General features: G+C 59.3%; 17 protein-coding genes and 1 tRNA gene. 4 read left to right on the top strand and 14 right to left on the bottom strand.

Annotated elements, in window-relative coordinates; all coding sequences use genetic code 11:
* Window positions 1–34: 34 nt before the first annotated feature.
* The 9 genes from C7378_RS03285 to C7378_RS03245 form a co-directional block, all read right to left on the bottom strand.
* The gene (locus C7378_RS03285) at window positions 35–832 is read right to left on the bottom strand and encodes a uracil-DNA glycosylase (RefSeq protein ID WP_131991627.1); all 798 of its coding nucleotides are present in this window, start codon (window positions 830–832) and stop codon (window positions 35–37) included.
* 28 nt (window positions 833–860) lie between these two features.
* The gene (gene coaBC, locus C7378_RS03280; protein WP_131991624.1) at window positions 861–2087 is read right to left on the bottom strand and encodes a bifunctional phosphopantothenoylcysteine decarboxylase/phosphopantothenate--cysteine ligase CoaBC; all 1227 of its coding nucleotides are present in this window, start codon (window positions 2085–2087) and stop codon (window positions 861–863) included.
* A gap of 90 nt (window positions 2088–2177) precedes the next feature.
* The gene (rpoZ, locus tag C7378_RS03275; RefSeq protein ID WP_131991621.1) at window positions 2178–2426 is read right to left on the bottom strand and encodes a DNA-directed RNA polymerase subunit omega; all 249 of its coding nucleotides are present in this window, start codon (window positions 2424–2426) and stop codon (window positions 2178–2180) included.
* Window positions 2427–2459: 33 nt separating this feature from the next.
* Window positions 2460–3161, bottom strand: coding sequence for a guanylate kinase (gene gmk / locus C7378_RS03270; protein WP_131991618.1), 702 nt, complete (start codon window positions 3159–3161; stop codon window positions 2460–2462).
* A gap of 81 nt (window positions 3162–3242) precedes the next feature.
* The gene (locus C7378_RS03265; protein WP_131991615.1) at window positions 3243–4148 is read right to left on the bottom strand and encodes a YicC/YloC family endoribonuclease; all 906 of its coding nucleotides are present in this window, start codon (window positions 4146–4148) and stop codon (window positions 3243–3245) included.
* A gap of 42 nt (window positions 4149–4190) precedes the next feature.
* The gene (locus C7378_RS03260; RefSeq protein ID WP_131991612.1) at window positions 4191–6023 is read right to left on the bottom strand and encodes an ABC transporter ATP-binding protein; all 1833 of its coding nucleotides are present in this window, start codon (window positions 6021–6023) and stop codon (window positions 4191–4193) included.
* Window positions 6024–6081: 58 nt separating this feature from the next.
* The gene (gene rapZ, locus C7378_RS03255) at window positions 6082–6969 is read right to left on the bottom strand and encodes an RNase adapter RapZ (RefSeq protein WP_424221100.1); all 888 of its coding nucleotides are present in this window, start codon (window positions 6967–6969) and stop codon (window positions 6082–6084) included.
* Window positions 6970–7213: 244 nt separating this feature from the next.
* Window positions 7214–7657, bottom strand: a complete 444-nt coding sequence (locus C7378_RS03250) for a CYCXC family (seleno)protein (protein ID WP_131991606.1) — start codon at window positions 7655–7657, stop codon at window positions 7214–7216.
* 34 nt (window positions 7658–7691) lie between these two features.
* On the bottom strand, window positions 7692–8846 hold the full coding sequence (locus tag C7378_RS03245; protein WP_131991603.1) for a M42 family metallopeptidase: 1155 nt from the start codon (window positions 8844–8846) through the stop codon (window positions 7692–7694).
* 337 nt (window positions 8847–9183) lie between these two features.
* Between C7378_RS03245 and C7378_RS03240 the strand changes: the two genes are divergently transcribed.
* Entirely contained in the window at window positions 9184–9387 is a 204-nt protein-coding gene (locus C7378_RS03240; protein WP_131991600.1) for a hypothetical protein, read from the top strand.
* Here the strand turns inward: C7378_RS03240 and C7378_RS03235 are convergent.
* Complete coding sequence (locus tag C7378_RS03235) at window positions 9384–9665, bottom strand: 4a-hydroxytetrahydrobiopterin dehydratase (protein WP_131991597.1); 282 nt, start codon at window positions 9663–9665, stop codon at window positions 9384–9386. The genes C7378_RS03240 and C7378_RS03235 overlap by 4 nt on opposite strands.
* Before the next feature lie 11 nt (window positions 9666–9676).
* Complete coding sequence (locus C7378_RS03230; protein ID WP_131991594.1) at window positions 9677–10768, bottom strand: HD domain-containing phosphohydrolase; 1092 nt, start codon at window positions 10766–10768, stop codon at window positions 9677–9679.
* Between the two features lie 280 nt (window positions 10769–11048).
* Here C7378_RS03230 and C7378_RS03225 point away from each other — a divergent pair, with 280 nt between their 5' ends.
* The gene (locus tag C7378_RS03225) at window positions 11049–11594 is read left to right on the top strand and encodes an RNA polymerase sigma factor (RefSeq protein WP_131991591.1); all 546 of its coding nucleotides are present in this window, start codon (window positions 11049–11051) and stop codon (window positions 11592–11594) included.
* 28 nt (window positions 11595–11622) lie between these two features.
* Here the strand turns inward: C7378_RS03225 and glmU are convergent, their stop codons facing one another.
* Window positions 11623–13008 (bottom strand): bifunctional UDP-N-acetylglucosamine diphosphorylase/glucosamine-1-phosphate N-acetyltransferase GlmU, encoded by a 1386-nt coding sequence (glmU, locus tag C7378_RS03220; RefSeq protein WP_131991588.1) that lies wholly within the window; start codon window positions 13006–13008, stop codon window positions 11623–11625.
* 92 nt (window positions 13009–13100) lie between these two features.
* Between glmU and glgA the strand changes: the two genes are divergently transcribed.
* Window positions 13101–14324 carry a glycogen synthase gene (glgA, locus tag C7378_RS03215; protein ID WP_131991586.1) on the top strand — a complete coding sequence of 408 codons (1224 nt, stop codon included), beginning with the start codon at window positions 13101–13103 and terminating at the stop codon, window positions 14322–14324.
* Window positions 14325–14474: 150 nt separating this feature from the next.
* Here glgA and C7378_RS03210 read toward each other — a convergent pair.
* Window positions 14475–14566, bottom strand: a tRNA-Ser gene (locus C7378_RS03210).
* A gap of 72 nt (window positions 14567–14638) precedes the next feature.
* Between C7378_RS03210 and queG the strand changes: the two genes are divergently transcribed.
* Window positions 14639–15742: a tRNA epoxyqueuosine(34) reductase QueG gene (queG, locus tag C7378_RS03205; RefSeq protein ID WP_131991584.1), complete on the top strand. Its 1104-nt coding sequence runs from the start codon at window positions 14639–14641 to the stop codon at window positions 15740–15742.
* A gap of 71 nt (window positions 15743–15813) precedes the next feature.
* On the opposite strand, the gene C7378_RS03200 is transcribed toward queG, so the two are convergent.
* Complete coding sequence (locus tag C7378_RS03200) at window positions 15814–16626, bottom strand: isoprenyl transferase (RefSeq protein WP_131991582.1); 813 nt, start codon at window positions 16624–16626, stop codon at window positions 15814–15816.
* Window positions 16627–16666 lie beyond the last annotated feature (40 nt).

Raw genomic sequence — 16666 nt, 5'->3', positions numbered from 1 at the left:
CACCGCCTATGGCTGCTTTTTCCTGCAAGGAGGTTTACTTCAGTCCCAGCTCGGCCATCGCGATCTGCAGGTCCTTCCATGCTTCCTTCTTCTGCCGAGGATCGCGCAGCAGGAAGGCCGGATGGTACGTCACAATCAGCTTCGACCCGCGCAGCTCATGCACGCGGCCGCGCAGCGCTGTCAGGGGGCTCTTCGCGCCCATCAGGTAGGTCGCCGCTGTGGAGCCCAGAGCTACGAGCACCTCTGGCCGCACCACGTCGATCTGCTGAAAGAGGAACTGCGAGCAGGTGTGCGCCTCTTCCGGCTCGGGAACACGATTCTGCGGGGGTCTGCATTTCACGATATTCGCGATGTAGACCTGTTCGCGCTTGAGCCCCATGGCGGAGATCATGTTGTTCAGCAGCTGCCCGGCGCGGCCCACAAAAGGCAGCCCCTGCGCATCTTCATCCGCGCCCGGGCCTTCGCCTACAAACATCAGGCGGGCATTTGGGTCGCCATCACCGAAGACAATCTTATTTCTGCCCTGCGACAGCGCGCAGCGGGTGCAATCGCCAATCTCTTCACGAATAGCGACCAGCGCGGCGGGACGCTTCGCCGGGGCAACGACCCCACCCACGGCGGGCTGGGCTGGAAGGGTTTTTCTGGGTGGAATGGCTTGCTCCTGAATCTCTACTTGCTCCTGAATCGCAGCAAGAGTAATGGGTTCAGCTACCGGAGGCGCGACTTCAACTGCGGCAGCCGGCTCACCGCGACGGTAAAAATCGAAGATCCCGAGGTCGCGGCAATAGGCAATCCGCGCCGCAAGCTGCTGATAGTACGCCGCGTCACTCATGAATCAAGAGTATCAATGAAAGCCGGGCTCAGCTGCCTGTCTCCGCCATGACCCGGGTGGGCCTGCGCAGCGCCAGCATTTCTTCGAGAATCCGGTCGGCGAGCTGCCGCTTCGGCATCTCCGGCAGGTCGATCGCCTTGTCCCGGGTCAGGAAGGTCACGGCATTGCGGTCGGAATCGAAGCCGATTCCCTCACGTGATACATCATTGAGCACAATCGCATCGGCGCCCTTGCGCAGCAGCTTGTCGCGCCCGTGGACGATGACATTCTCCGTCTCCGCGGCGAAACCCACAATCAACATCCCCGGCCGCCGCAACTCGACCACCTCGGCCAGAATATCGTTGGTCGGCTCCAGTTCCAGCGTCAACGGGCCGGATCGCTTGAGCTTCTGCTCTGCCTCTGCATGCGGGCGATAGTCGGCGACCGCCGCAGCCTTGATCACCATGGTTGTTTCACTCAGCCGGGCCAGCACCGCGGAGCGCATCTCCGCCGTGGTGACGACTGGGACAAGCTCGCAGCCAGCTGGCGCGCGCAACGCCGTCGGAGCCGATACCAGGATCACGCGGGCGCCGCGACGTGCTGCCGCATCCGCCAGCGCATAGCCCATCTTGCCGCTCGAACGATTGCCCAGAAACCGCACCGGATCGAGGGGCTCGCGGGTGCCGCCTGCCGTCACCAGCACTGTCTCACCGGCCAGATCATTGCGATAGTTGAGGGATTCGAGGACTGCCTGTGCAATCGTTTCAGGGGAGGCAAGCCTGCCGTCGCCCACCATGCCGCACGCCAGCGCGCCGCTCTCCGGCGGCACGATGCGGACGCCGCGCTGCGCCAGAGTCTCAACATTTGCCTGGGTCGCGGCGTGCTGCCACATATTCACGTTCATGGCAGGAGCCACAATCACCGGAGCGGTGGTCGCCAGGTACATCGTAGTCAGGAAGTCGTCCGCGAAACCGTGGGCAAACTTCGCCAGCACATTCGCGGTGGCCGGCACGACGACCAGCGCCGATGATGTCTGCGCCTCTTCGATATGTTCGATGGAAGAGGCGAGGGATGCGTCGCCAGTCTGCGACTCGTCCCACAGGCCGGTAATCACCTTGTGCCCGGTTAGCGCAGCAAACGTTAAGGGCTGCACAAACTGCCGTGCAGCCTCCGTCATCACAACGTGAACGTCAAGCGCCTGTCGCTGAAGCGCCCGAACTACCTCTGCTGCCTTATACGCCGCGATTCCGCCGGAGACGCCGACCGTTACTTTCATAGGAGTGATTTTACCCCTTCTTCACAAACGGCATCCCGACATCAGGCAGACCAGGGAGCGGCTGCCGAACGCACCCGGCTTTCCTGTCAGTTACAGTGCAAAGCGCGGGATATCCGCGCCTTCCACCTCAGGCTTCATCACCGGAACCTCGCGCTTCACATAAGGAATCTTGCCGGCCGCAATCTCGTCCTGGGCAATTTTGCAGGCCTTGCGGGAGCGAGAAGCCGTCAGCGGTTCGGAGCCATTCTGCAGCTGCCGTGCCCGCCTTGCCGCGACCAGAACGTAGCGAAAATTGCTGTCAAAGTCTTTTTCGAGACTGGCCTTTTCATCAACATTCATCTTCGTTTCCTCCGGTAGAAGTTGAGTTTCCTCTTACACGTTCGCAGGCTCCAGGCCAAACGCCCGCAGTACAGGATCAAGGCGACCTGCCGCCTTTGTCTGCCGGCACTCCTCCGCCAGTTTCGTCAGCCGCTCACTGTCGGGAGTGGTCACTCCCGGGTGATGGCGCTGCCGCTCTGCTGCGACGATGGCAGCCAACTGCTCCACTGCGTGGTCCAGAACGTCGTTGACGAGAATATAGCTGTAATCGCGGTAGTTCTCAATCTCATGTTTTGCCTTGTCCAGCCGCCGCTGGATCACTGCTTCATCGACTGAGCCCTCTGCCCGGCTGCGGTTGCGCAGCCGCGTCTCCAGCACCTCCGGCGTCGGCGGCATCACGAAGATACTCACCGCCTCAGGCATCTTCCCGCGCACCTGCCCGGCCCCCTGCACATCAATGTCGAGCAGCAGGTCCTTGCCGTTACGCTCGGCTTCGGTCAGGGCGCGGCGCGCTGTCCCGTAGTAGTTGCCGAAGACCTCCGCATGCTCCAGGAACTCATCCGCCTCCACCTGCCGCTCGAACTCTTCGCGGCTCGTAAAGTGGTACTCGCGCCCCTCCTGCTCAGAGCCGCGGGGCTTGCGCGTGGTCGTTGAAACAGAAAACTCCAGCCCATCGACCAGCGACCTCAACTGGCTCACCAGCGTCGATTTGCCCGACCCCGATGGGGCCGAAATGATAAAAAGTATCCCTGCCATTCTTGGCTATTCACTCCTGGCCTTAACTGGCCGTTCTTTCTGAGCCCTGTCCCTGCCTGACGCGCTGGCTTTTGCTGGTCTTTACTCCAGATTCTGCACCTGTTCACGCATTTTTTCGATAGCCGATTTCATCCCCAGCCCAAGTTCCGTTACTTTCGGACCGTTCCCGGCTACGCCGCCGGTCTTTGACAGCAGCGTATTTGCCTCTCGATTCATCTCCTGCAGCAGAAAATCCAGCTTCTTTCCCACCTCGCCGCCTGCCGCCAGCAATGTCCGAAAATGCTCGATATGAGCCCTGAGCCGGGCTGTTTCCTCTTCAATATCGCTGCGTTCGGCGATCATTGCCGCTTCCTGCAGCACTCGCTCGCGGTCGAAGCCGCCGCCCGTCATCACCGCGATCCGCTCCGCGACGCGCTCGAAATAAGCCCGCTGGACGTCTCCGCGAAGCGCGGCGACCTCTTCGACGGATGAGGCCAGCCTCGCCAGTTCCGCTTCGAGCACCGCTACGAGCGCGGCTCCCTCCTGCGCACGCATGGTGTTCATGGCCGCGATCAACGTGTCGAGCTCCCCCATGACAGCGTCATCCAAGCCGGCGAGTTCCTCGTCCCGCATGCGCTCTACACCATTGAACACTCCCGGCAGCCGCAACAAAGCATTCAGGTCGGGCTCGCCGCTGAGTACATGCTCCTGGGCGGCCTCGCGAAAGGCCGCCACATAGCCTGCCAGCAGAACCGCATCATAGCCGCCACCCGTCCGGGCCGCGCGTTCGAGCGTCAGGGTCAGCTCAATATGCCCCCGTGCGATCTTCTCTTTCAATGCGCGCCGCAGCCTCATCTCCAGCGCGTCTGTTCCTGATGGCAGCCGGAGATGCAGGTCGAGAAAACGGTGATTGACGCTCTTCAAGGTCAGGGTGAATCCCGCCTGCCCCGCAAGCCCGCGTGCGATCCGCGCAAATCCTGTCATCGAATAAATCGGCTTCTTCGTCATCACCTAACGTTTACTTCCTCCAGCAGGTTTTCGAAACTCTCCCTACACAGCATCCAGTTCTGCCACGCTCTGAAACTGCAGCTGATAAAGCCTCTGATAGGTCGGGGAGCAGCGCAGCAGTTCGTCATGGGACCCGATCGCAGTGATACGCCCTGACTCCACCACTGCAATGCGGTCGGCGCGGCGAACGGTCGAGAGCCGGTGCGCGATCACTACCACCGTCCTGCCGACCATCAGGTTTGCGAGCGCGGCCTGCACCAGCGATTCACTCTCAGAATCGAGCGCCGAGGTCGCCTCGTCGAGAATCAGCACCGGCGCGTTTTTGAGGATCGCCCGCGCAATCGCCAGCCGCTGCCGCTCGCCGCCCGACAGGCGAAAGCCCTTCTCGCCGATGGGGGTGTTGTAGCCATCCGGCATATTCAGGATGAAGTCGTGGGCCAGCGCAGCCTTTGCCGCCGCCTGCACCCGGCTCAGTGGAATATCGGGCTGGCCGTAGGCTATATTGTTCCGCACCGTATCGTTGAAGAGAATCGTCTCCTGGGTGACCTTACCGATCTGCTCGCGCAGAGACTTAAGGGTCACATCGCGCAGGTCGTGACCGTCGATCAGGATGCGTCCGCTGGTGGGATCGGAGAAGCGCGGAATCAGGTTCACCAGCGTCGACTTGCCCGCCCCGCTCGGCCCGACAAGCGCTACAACCTCGCCGCGCCGGATCGTCAGGTCAATGCCGTGCAGCACTTCCTTCTCGCCCTCGTCATCGCTATAGGAGAAGCCGACCTGCTGCAGCTCAATCGAGTCGCTGAAGCCTTTCAAGATGAAGGCGCGGGGCTTTTCAACCACCTCATCTTCGTCATCCATGAATTCAAAAATCGCGGAGGACGCGCCCAGCGCCTGCTGGAAGTTGTTGTAGTAGAGAGCGAACTTTCGAACCGGATCATAGAGCTTGAAGAGGGCGACGATAAAGGTGAAGAATGCACCCTCCGTCATCGTTCCTGCCTTGATCTGTCCGCGGCCCACCAGCAGCAGCAGCGCAATCGCGACGGCTCCGATCAGGTCCATCAGCGGCGAGCTGAGAGCCTGCGCCCGCACGGATCGCAGGTTCGCCCGGAAGAGCCGGTTGGCGGCTTTTCTGAAGCGCACCAGCTCCCAGAACTCCATGTTGAAGGCCTTGACGATCCGGTTGCCGGTGATCGTCTCGTGCAGGATGTTCTGAATCTCCGCGAGCTTGTCCTGCCCACGTCGCGTCGTCTGCCGGACACCGCGGCCAATCTTGCGGATCGACCCCGCGACCACCGGCACAAAGATCAGCAGAAACCATGCCAGCTTGCCTCCGAGAGCAATCACCACCGCGAGCGTAAAGATCAGCGTGAAGAACTGCTGCAGAAAATCGGAGAGCACCGAAGACATCGCATACTGCACCTTTTCGATGTCATTGATCAGCGCCGAAAGCAGCGTGCCGGTTGCGTGCTTCTGGAAAAACTTCACCGACCGGCGCAGGATCGCCTCATAGAGATCGTCCCGGAGATCAGTGATCATGCCGAAACCGGCATAGTTCACAAGATACGTACCGGCATAGTCGCAGATGCTCTTGAGCAGCGTGGATGCGACCAGCGCGAAAGCAACGATCGTCCAGTCGCCGTGCATATGGGGCGGCGTGAACTGCTGCAGGGTAAACCTGTAATGAGTATGAGGAATCTGGTAAAAAGTAATTTTCTCTGATGCACTACCGGGGCTGAGCACCCGGTCAAAGATCGGCCTGACCAGAAGAATGCGAAACGCATCGAAGAGGCCAACCAGCGCCATCAGCACTACCGACGAAACCGCCTGCAGCCAATATCGCCGCATGTAGTAGAGCAGGCGCAAAATCCGTTTCATCGAACCACCATCTGCCTATTTTACCCACGGCATAGTTGCACTTCCGACTTTGAACTGCCTAGCGCGGCATGTCGCGATGCGCTGTCTTCACTCTGTACGACTGCTTTGCCAGCCGCTTTTTGATCTCTTCGGCAATCATGACCGACCGATGCTGTCCACCGGTGCATCCGAACGCCACCGTCAGATAGCTCTTTCCCTCATGAATATAGTGGGGCAGCAGAAAGAGCAGCAGGTCTGTAACCTTGTCCAGAAATTCGCCTGTCTGCGCAAACTGCTTGATGTAGGAAACCACCTTGGGGTGCTTGCCCGTCAGCGGACGAAACTCCGGCACAAAGTGCGGATTCGGCAGAAAACGCACATCGAAGACCAGGTCGGCCTCAAGCGGGACGCCGTTTTTATAGCCAAAGCTGAGCGCCGATATCAGCAGGCTGCCGCTCGTGCTGCCGCCGGTAAACTTACTCTGAATATAGGCGCGAAGCTCATGGACGTTGAAGTTCGACGTGTCCACGATCACGTCCGCCACATTGCGGATCGGATCCAGCTTCTTGCGTTCTGACTGGATCGCCCGCTCGACCATCTCTTCCCGCCCGAGCGGGTGCGGACGCCGGGTCTCTGAAAACCGCCTCAGCAGCGCCGCCTTCGACGCTTCCAGGTACACCACCGTGGTCGGCAGGTCCTGCCTTACCTGTTTCAGAATCGCAGGAAAGCGTTCCAGCTTCTCACCCTCACGAATGTCCACTACCAGCGCTGCCCGTCGCGTGGCGCCGGATTCGCCGATCAGCTTGGCAAAGCGGGGGACAAGTTCGATGGGCATATTATCGACGGCGTAAAAGCCCAGATCTTCAAACGCCTTCAACGCGGAAGCTTTTCCTGAACCCGAGAGGCCGGTCAGGATTACCAGTTCGCGGGGGGCATCCGGCTTGGCTTCCTTGTCGCTACTTTTCACGGATTTCTTGCGGGGCATGGGCACATGCTAGCATTGCTGAGCAGTAAAAAAGCTGGAGAACCGGAGACTGTTCCCCAGGAAGACCATCACAAATAACTAACGGTGCAATCCTGCCGTTTACCACCGAACTCCATTCCGTAGGAGGGAGCATCCGCCCACGCTAAAAAGCAAAAGCCCTCAAGCGTCAGTGCTCAAGGGCTCGCCATATTTTACGTTCACATAGTCAACCAATACACCCCGAAAGCTACGATCCGATCTGGTCCAGATCGATCGACTCGAAATCTTTTCGCTCGATGCCCGCGCGAATCTGCTTCGCAGTCTTGCCCGCTTTCGTCATCTTGTAAACATAGGCGCCTTCCTTTGCGCAGGTGGAGCAGATGGCTCCATGGGTGCCCTCAAAACAGCTGTGCAGGCTCGTGTGGCCAAGCGCGCGGTCACAGTGGCAGTAGCAGGGCATCTGGTAGAGCATCGGCTGAACCTGGGCCGCTTCCTCGTAGACCTTCTTCTGCCAGGGGTAGCGGAAATACTCGCCGGTAAGCTGGCTGCCGGACATCACGGGCGGCAGCTTCTCGCCCCTGGCGGGAGGATTCACATGATAGGCCGGGATCTCTTCGCCCGGGTCAGACCACTGCGCATATCCCGCTACCGTAACCAGGCCCAGCACCATACCCATCAGCACACGCTTCATCGAGAACTCTCCTGTCCATCAGCTTAAACCAGCGCTACTGCGCCGGCGCAAAATCCCTGATCTGCGTTACCGTCTTTGCATCCAGCTCCGTCAGCAGATCGACAACCAGGTCAACGAGCTGGTCGAAGTCCTTCCGGTTCAGAATTCCGTTATGCGCATGAGTGTAACGCAGCGGCGCCACCAGGTTAATAGTCGGCACTCCACCATTGCTCTCCTGAATCTCTGCCGAGTCGTCTCCATAGCCCTGGACCAGGTCGAGTTGCAGCGGAATTCCCTTCTCCGACGCTGTCCTTTTGACGAGCGCGACGAATTTCCGGTTCGCCATCGCGCTCGAATCGAAGAGAAATAATCCGGGCCCGGCGCCGAGCTTTGCCTGCGTCTCCTCCGGATGATGTGCATAGGTGTCGCCCGCAATGCCGCCCTCGATGGCAATGGCAATCTCCGGCTTGATGACCTCAGCCGCAGTCCGCGCACCCCGCAGCCCGACTTCCTCCTGGGTGGTGGCTGCGAAGAACAGCTGGTTCGGATGGTTCTGCTTCGCCATGCGCTGCATCGCCTCGACCAGCACGGCGCAACCAACGCGGTCGTCCCATGCCTTGCCAAGATAGTTGTCCGTACCGTTCATCACCAGGAACTGGCTGTCAGGCACGACCGGGTCGCCCGGCTCAAGCCCCATGGCGGCAGCCTCTTCGGCATTTCTGGCTCCCACGTCGAGGTAGAGCATATTGCGCGGAAAGACCTTGCCTCGATCCTCCGCCGGGAGCACATGAATATCGCGTATCCCGGTCACGGCATGCACCGGACCCTTGGAGCCGAGAATGATCCAGCGCTGATCAACAAGCGCCTGATCGAGCCAGCCGCCCAGCATCTGCATGGTCAGAAAACCATTCGGCGTCAGCCGGCGCACCATGCCGCCCAGCTCGTCCATGTGGGCGTCCACCATCACGCGCGGGCCAGCGGAGCCCATCTGCGCGATCACCGAACCCATCCCGTCATAGCTCAGCGAGGAGGAGAGCGGCTTCATCTTTGCCACCATGATGGCGCGCACCGCCTCTTCCGCTCCCGGAGGTCCGGGCGCGTTCGACAGCTGCTCCAGAAGCTGCCGGGTGGCATCCTGGCCGAAAACCGGCGGCAGACACACCAGGCCCGCAAGCGCAAAGCACGCACAGACAAGTCTTTTCTTAAGCATTGGGGAAAAATAGCATAGAAATTCATCCGGCAACAGAACTTCTAAAGAGGGGAAAGGAGTCCGGCGCAAAAAAAAGGCGGCATGAACGGTACTTTGTTCATGCCGGGAGGCCAGTGACGCAACTTGCGGGTAAAGAGTCAGGAGCCAGGCTCGACTGCAACTCTTACCAAACCTGTTCTGCATATATAGACGCAGAGTCTAGAAGAAAAGTCGCCCAAAACTTAAAAAATATATTGTTTGGTGTAGCTCTCTTCCAATTTCTTGTAGCTTAGCCGAATTTCTATTTCGATTCAAGAACTATTTCAAATAATTCCATGAGGTGCGCTAAGCTCTCTGCATGAGCCCTGATCCGGAGACCGAACAGCATGAAAAACCGGTAAAGCCGGGGAAAACTGTGGTTCCGTGGCGCACTGGCCTGCTGATGGGGGGCTCTGCTCTTCTGGGAGGAATTGCGGTAGTTCTCTGGAATCGCCGTCTTCTGAGCGATCTGAGGGCCGAGATCAAGCCGCCCCCGGCGATGGAAGCCACCGACGAAGACTAGCCGAGCAGCGCGTTGCACGCCGCAGCAAGCTCGATGTCGCGCTCCGTCAGACCGCCGGCATCGTGAGAAACCAGCCCTAGGCGCACTTTGTTGTAGCGGATATCAATATCCGGATGATGGCCGGCAGCCTCCGCCTTGCGGGCTACTCGGTTGACGAAAGCCATCGCCTGCTCGAAATCGTCAAAGGTGAACTGACGGACAATCTCCTGGCCACTCAGTTCCCAGCCTGGGATCGACTTCAGCTTTTCTGCAACATGGGTGGGGCTAAGCAATGGCATGGCAACAACCTCTATCTCTCAAGGGCAAATGAAAACGGTGAAAACCTTGATTGACGGCTGATTTCCCGCCGCAACTCTTCCCAGATCCTGGTACCCATCGACAGGTAAACTTCCACAACATATGGATCAAACTGCGTCCCGGCACAGCGGGCAATCTCCTTACGCGCCTGCTCAAAGCTCTGCGCGCGGCGATAGGGCCGATCGGAAGTGATCGCGTCCAGCGTATCTGCAACGGCGAAGATTCTTGCCCCGAGCGGAATCTCCTCCCCGCGCAGTCCACGTGGGTAGCCGCTTCCATCATAGTGCTCCTGGTGGCTGAAGACGATCTCCGCAGGCTCCTGCAGATAGGGGATTTTCCGGAGCATCTCATAACCGCGCTCGCAGTGCTTGCGCATGATCATCTGCTCCTCTGCTGTCAACCGCCCCGGCTTCAGTAGAATGGCATCGGGGATGGCCATCTTTCCTATGTCGTGGAGGAATGCGCCCCTCGAAATGACGCTTATCTGCGCAGGCGTCAGGTCCATCTCCTGCGCCAACGCCATCGTATAGGCGGTCACGCGCTTGGAGTGCCCTTCTGTTTCCGCATCTTTCAGGTCCAGCGCATCGCCCAGCGCTTCAAGGGTAATATCGTACGATTGTTCGAGGTCAGCCATGGCCTGGCGCAACATCTCAGTACGGGCCGTGACTAACTCCTCCAGTTTCTGGCGATACATGGCGTTCTGCTGCACCAGCTTGCGGTAGTCCAGGGCGCGTCTAACAACCCCCAGCAACTGTTCCCGCTCAAAGGGCTTCAGCAGGTAGTCATACGCTCCCCTGCGCATGGCCGAAACCGCCACGCCGATATCATGAACGGCCGTCACCACCACGACAGGAACATCCGTCTGCAGCTTTCGCACCTGTTCCAGCAGCGCTATCCCGTCCAGGCCCTGCATCATGATGTCGGACAGAATCAGGTCAAAGGGTGCCTCTTTACTCACGCGTTCAAGCGCTTCCTGACCACTCGCAGCCATCACAGGCTCGTAGTCACTCCTCTCGAGCATCGCTGCGATGACTGTGCGAACATAGGGCTCGTCATCGACTACCAATATTCGTTCAGAACCCATTGTTCTCCGAGACCGTTTCAAGTGTACGCTGCCATAGCGTGCAGCCAAGCAAGGTTAGAAATCTTTCAATGAGACACTCTATCGGACTGCAAGGCAAAACTAAATAGTCCTTCCGGGTTAGTTGAGGAAATCAAACACCCAAAGGAAAAATTCATAAAATTCCTGACACTTCCCTGTGCCAGCTTCCTGATACTTAAGGTAATATTCGTTAAATCTAACTTATAGATGCGGTTCGCGCTTTCCAATCAAACTTTGGTATACCTGAAAGTAAGGTGATTGAGTGTTCGATTTCGAAAAGCAATTCTCTCAGGAGAAGACCGTGCGCATCGTCGCCACCCAGGGCCAGGAACGCACGCAGCAGGAAATTCAGCGGGACATCTACGATAGTCATCGCCATCGCGTCTTTTCCCTCGCCTTCTATATGACGGCGCACGAAATGCAAGCCGAATCGATTCTGACTGAAACCTTTACCGATGCATTTTCAGCTGCCAGCGAGCCGAATGCCGAGCTAATCGACGCCTCTCTGATGAACCGCCTGCGCAAGCATTTTCCGCTGAACGCGCATGAAGACTCGGCGCAGGCCACCCCGGAGGCCAATCTCTCCGGCCAGGGTGTCCGCCGTACCGACCTTGAAGAAGCCCTGCAGGATTTGCCACCCTGTGAGCGACTGGTCTTCCTACTTCATGATGTGGAAGGCTATGCTCCGGATGCAATTTCAAAGCTGCTCGGAGAAGATGTCAAGGCGGTGGGCAGGATCATGATCTCTGCCCGTATCCGGCTGCGCAACGCGCTGGCCAGCGCTGCCAACCGCCGTCGCGCCGCCTAAGACTTTGCCCGGCACAAAAGAGGCGACCTTAGTCTTTTTTCGGCTTGCGGGTTGTTGCCCAGTCCGGCTTCGTGACCTGCCGCGCCCGGCCTAGCGCCAGCGCATCCTCCGGCACATCTTCCGTGATAGCTGATCCGGCGGCGACATAGGCTCCGTTCCCGATCACCAGGGGGGCCACGAGGGTCGAATCGCTTCCGACAAACACCCTATCGCCAATGAGTGTCCGGTGCTTATTCACCCCATCGTAGTTGCACGTGATGACACCGGCTCCGATATTTACTCCGCTGCCAATCTCCGCGTCGCCCAGGTAGCTCAGGTGGTTTGCCTTTGAGCCCTTCCCCAGCTTTACTTTCTTCGTCTCGACGAAGTTGCCGACGTGCGCCTCCTGGCCAATTTCGCTCCCCGGCCGCAGGTGGGAATAAGGGCCAAGCAGTGCACCGCTCTCCACCCGCGCCTCGAGAATTACGCACCCCTGACGCACCAGAACTTTATCTGCCAGCGTCGCGTTCTCCAGCACGGAATAGGACCGGATGCGGCAGTCCTCTCCGATCACCGTGTCACCCAGCAACTGGACAAAGGGCTCGATCACCGTATCCGCGCCGACCTTGACCTGGGAATCGATTGTCACCGTCTCCGGGCGAAAGATAGTTACTCCTGAAGCCATGAGGCGCTGTGCCGTCTCCATCCGCATCGCCGCGTCGAGCTGCATCATCTCGGCGATGGTATTCGCGCCCAGCGTCTCAACCGCGTTGCCGGTCTTAACCGCGACGACGCGCGCGCCGTCGGCTGACAGCAGCTTTGCCATGTCTGTCAGGTAGTACTCGCCATGCGCGTTGTTCGTCTCAAGGGCGCTGATTCGCGCAAAAAGCGGCTCCGCCGCAAAGGCATAAATTCCGGTGTTGATCTCGCGCACCCGTGCCTGCTCAGGAGTCAGCGACTTCTGCTCGACAATCGCCTCGACCTCAGCTGATCCGGCGCTCTTGCGCAACACGCGCCCGTAGCCCGTAGGGTCAGCCGGCTCAGCCGTCAGGATCGTCATCGCCGCCTGCTGCTCCAGGTGAAAGTCGCGTACCTGGGCAATCGTCTCTGTCTTCAGCAGCGGCACATCGCCTGAGAGCACCAGCAGGTTGTCATATCCGGCCACGGCGCTCTGGGCACACTGAATAGCGTGGCCGGTGCCGCGCTGCTCAGCCTGCTCGACGAACCGCACTCCTGTCGCCTCGACAGCGCTCTTCACCTGGCCTGCCTGATGGCCGACAACAACAAAGATGTCCTTCGGCTCCACGATCTGCGCAGCCGCATCGATCACGTGCCGCAACAGCGCCTTGCCGCCGATCTCATGCAGCACTTTGGCCCGCTTCGACTTCAACCGCGTGCCCTTGCCCGCAGCCATAATGACGATTGCAAATTTCATACTTCCAGCATAAGCCACAACAGTGATCGCCCTGCCTCTGAAAACAGGGGCGAGGCGGCAGCCGTACTAGAATGATCCACGGAGGAAACCCAGTGCGTGCAGGCATCTTCACCCGCGAATACCCCCCTCATGTCTATGGCGGCGCAGGAGTTCACGTCGATTACCTCAGCCGCGAACTCGCAAAGAAGATCGAGGTCGACATCTATTGCTGGGGCGAACAGCACTCGGATGAAAGCAGCCTGCATGTCCGCGGCGAGCAGCCCTGGGCTGAGATCACCGAAGGCACGGAAGGCAAATTCAAGGGAGCGCTTGAGGCCTTCAGCCTCAACCTGACGCAGGTCAAGGCGCTCTCCGGCATCGATATCGCCCACACCCACACCTGGTATGTCTCGATGGCCGGCTTTCTTGCCAAGAAGCTCTACAACATCCCCTTCGTGCTTACCACTCATAGCCTTGAGCCGCTTCGTGCCTGGAAGGCCGAACAGCTGGGCACCGGCTACGCGATGAGCTCCTGGATGGAGCGCACCGCGATCCTCGACGCCGACGCGGTCATTGCTGTGTCGAACGGTACGAAGGAAGATATTCTCCGCGCTTACCCTGTCGACCCCGCGCGAATTCACGTCATCTACAACGGCATCGATCTCGCCGAGTATCAGAAGACCTCTGACCAGACCGCTCTTGCAACCTACGGCGTCGATCCTGCGGTGCCGTATGTGCTCTTCGTCGGCCGCATTACGCGGCAGAAGGGCGTCACCCACCTGGTCGACGCCATCCGCTACATGCCGCCCGAGACACAAGTCGTCCTCTGCGCCGGCGCGCCCGATACCCCTGAGATTGCCGCTGAACTCCGCCAGAAAGTAGACGCGGCGCGTCAGCACAACCCCCGCATCATCTGGATCGAGAAGATGATTTCGAAGCCTGAGGCCATCCAGCTCTACAGCAATGCGCGCGTCTTCTGCTGCCCATCTGTTTACGAGCCCTTCGGCATCATCAATCTTGAAGCGATGGCCTGCGGGGCGCCGGTCGTCGCCAGCGCAACCGGCGGCATCAAGGAAGTCGTCGTCGATGGGGAAACCGGCTACCTGGTGCCCTTCGAGCAGGACCCGGTCACCAGCTTCCCTTCCGATCCAGACAGGTTCGCCCGCGATCTGGCGGCCAAGGTCACCGCGCTGCTGGGCGATCCGCAAAAGTGCAGGCAATTCGGCGCAGCGGGTCGCCTCCGCGTGGAGCAGACGTTCAGCTGGACCGCGATAGCGAACCAGACCATCGCGCTCTATCGGCAGCTGATCGATCAGCAAAAGGCAGCCGCAAAGTGATCGAGTCAGGGTGAGGACGCGACCAGGAATGCTCGCGTCCTCGCCTCCGCTCAACAAAGCTGGTCGCACGCGGCTTTGCTGCGGGCTTCCGTTCCGCTAAGTCGCTTATCTATGTGGGAGATTCAAGGCCTGAATGGATGGAAAAGCTTATGGCGGAGAGGGAGGGATTCGAACCCCCGATAGCCTTGCGACTATGGCTGATTTCGAGTCAGCTGCATTCAACCGGGCTCTGCCACCTCTCCGCTTCACCCTTGCAAAGAGATTTTAGCATTGAGGACTGTGCAATAGTGGAGGCAGAAAGAGGTTTCCAGGCTGTGTCTGCCCTTCGGCTTCAGAATCAGGTCAAAGCGCTTGCGCTGGAAGCAGGATTTGCCGACGCCGGAATAGCACCGGTTCCCGTCTCAGGGTCTAAAACCGACAGGGAACACCGAGCTCGCTACCGGGAATGGGTTGATGCCGGACGCGCCGGCGAAATGGAGTATCTGAAGCGGACGAATGAAGAGGGGCAGCTGATTCGTTCCTCTCTGCGGATCGCAGCGCCATGGGCGCGGTCAGTGATTGTCTGCGCTGCCAATTACAATTCCCTCGCGCCGCGCTCGGTCGATCCTGCGCCAGCGGGCGCTGGATGGATTGCCCGCTATGCCTGGTCCGGACAGGAAGATGGGCGGCCTTCGGACTATCACAAGGTCTTACTGACTCGTCTCAGGAAACTCGAAGTATCGCTTTTTCAAAAACTTGGAAGCTTCGAATCGAAGTGCTACGTTGACACCGGGCCGCTCGTAGAGCGCGAAGCTGCCCGGCTGGCGGGGATCGGCTGGACGGGCAAAAACACCTGCACGCTCAACCAGGAGCTGGGCTCGTGGTTCTTTCTGGGCGTCATTCTGACGTCACTGCCGGTTCCAGAAGATGCTGCAACCCTGCCCGCCGCGGACCGCTGTGGAAGCTGCACCCGCTGCATCGATGCCTGCCCTACGAATGCCCTGATTGCGCCGCGGCAGATGGATGCCAGCCGCTGCATCTCCTACCTGACCATCGAGAAGCGCGGGGCCATCGACGAACAGTTGCGGGGCGGAATGGGCCGCCAGGTTTTCGGGTGCGATATCTGCCAGGATGTATGCCCCTGGAACCGTAAAGCTCCTGTTGCGAAGGACTTGCAGTTGCGGCCCCGCACTGCACTGGTGAACCCTGCGCTGGAGTGGCTTGCTTCGCTCGACCGCGATGATTTCGGCAAACTTTTCTTCGGATCACCGATAAAGCGCGCGCGTTATGAAGGATTGCGGCGGAATGTTGCGATTGCGATGGGAAACAGCGGGCTTCCGGAGTACCTGCCGACCTTGCAGGAATGGGCTTCCGGCACAGAAGAAGTGCTCGCGGATGCGGCACGGTGGGCGATTCGCCAGATTGAAAATAAGGGCTAAAACGGGGTCAAAAAGGGCGATTTTCGACCGGTTTTTGCGCGTTCTGGATAACTATTATCAAAGGATAATAGTTATCGCCCTACGAGCTCATTTCCGGGTAGAGACTGCAGATCGTCGCTGAGACCGCCGTAGCGGCGGTTGCGGCTCTGGTAGTTTTCAATGGCTTCAAGCATGTGGACGCCGCGGAAGTCTGGCCACAGGCGATCGGTGACAAAGATCTCAGTGTAGGCGATCTGCCAGAGCAGGAAATTGGAGATGCGCATCTCGCCGGAGGTGCGAATCAGCAGATCGGGATCGGGCATGTGAGCGGTGTAGAGATGCCGCTGAATGTCCTGCTCGGTGATATGTTCAAGCGCCAACTCCTTGCGCTGCACCTCCTGACAGAGGCCGCGGAAGGCGTCAACCAGCTCGGAGCGGGCTCCGTAGTTGAGGGCAAGGGTGAGGGTGGTGCCGGTATTCTGCTGCGTCTGTTCGGCGGCCCACTCCATGCGCTCTCTTACCTCGTGGGGCAGCTCGTCGGTGCGCCCGATGTAGCGGATGCGAACGTTGTTGTCGTTCATCCGCTTCACGTTGTTCGAGAGATAGGCGCCCAGCAGCCGCATGAGGAAATTGACTTCCGTCTTGGGGCGGCGCAGGTTGTTTTCGAGGGAAAAGGCGTAGAGCGTGAGCCACGGCAGGTTGATGCGCGAAGCGGTCTCAACTACAAACTGCACTGATTCCGCGCCCTGCTGATGCCCCAGAAAGCGCTTGAGACTACGCTTCCCTGCCCAGCGGCCGTTGCCATCCATGATGATGGCGACATGCTGCGGCAACCGGGAGGGATCGAGCCGGCGATAAATGGCTTGCTCTTCCGGAGACAACTCGTGGACGCGACTGGCTTGCAAACGACTCCCTCACGGTTGAACCTAGCACATGCGGCAGATG

The sequence above is a fragment of the Acidipila rosea genome, from assembly GCF_004339725.1.
GTDB classification, from domain to species: Bacteria; Acidobacteriota; Terriglobia; order Terriglobales; family Acidobacteriaceae; genus Acidipila; species Acidipila rosea.
This window is presented reverse-complemented; position numbering and strand designations above follow the sequence as displayed.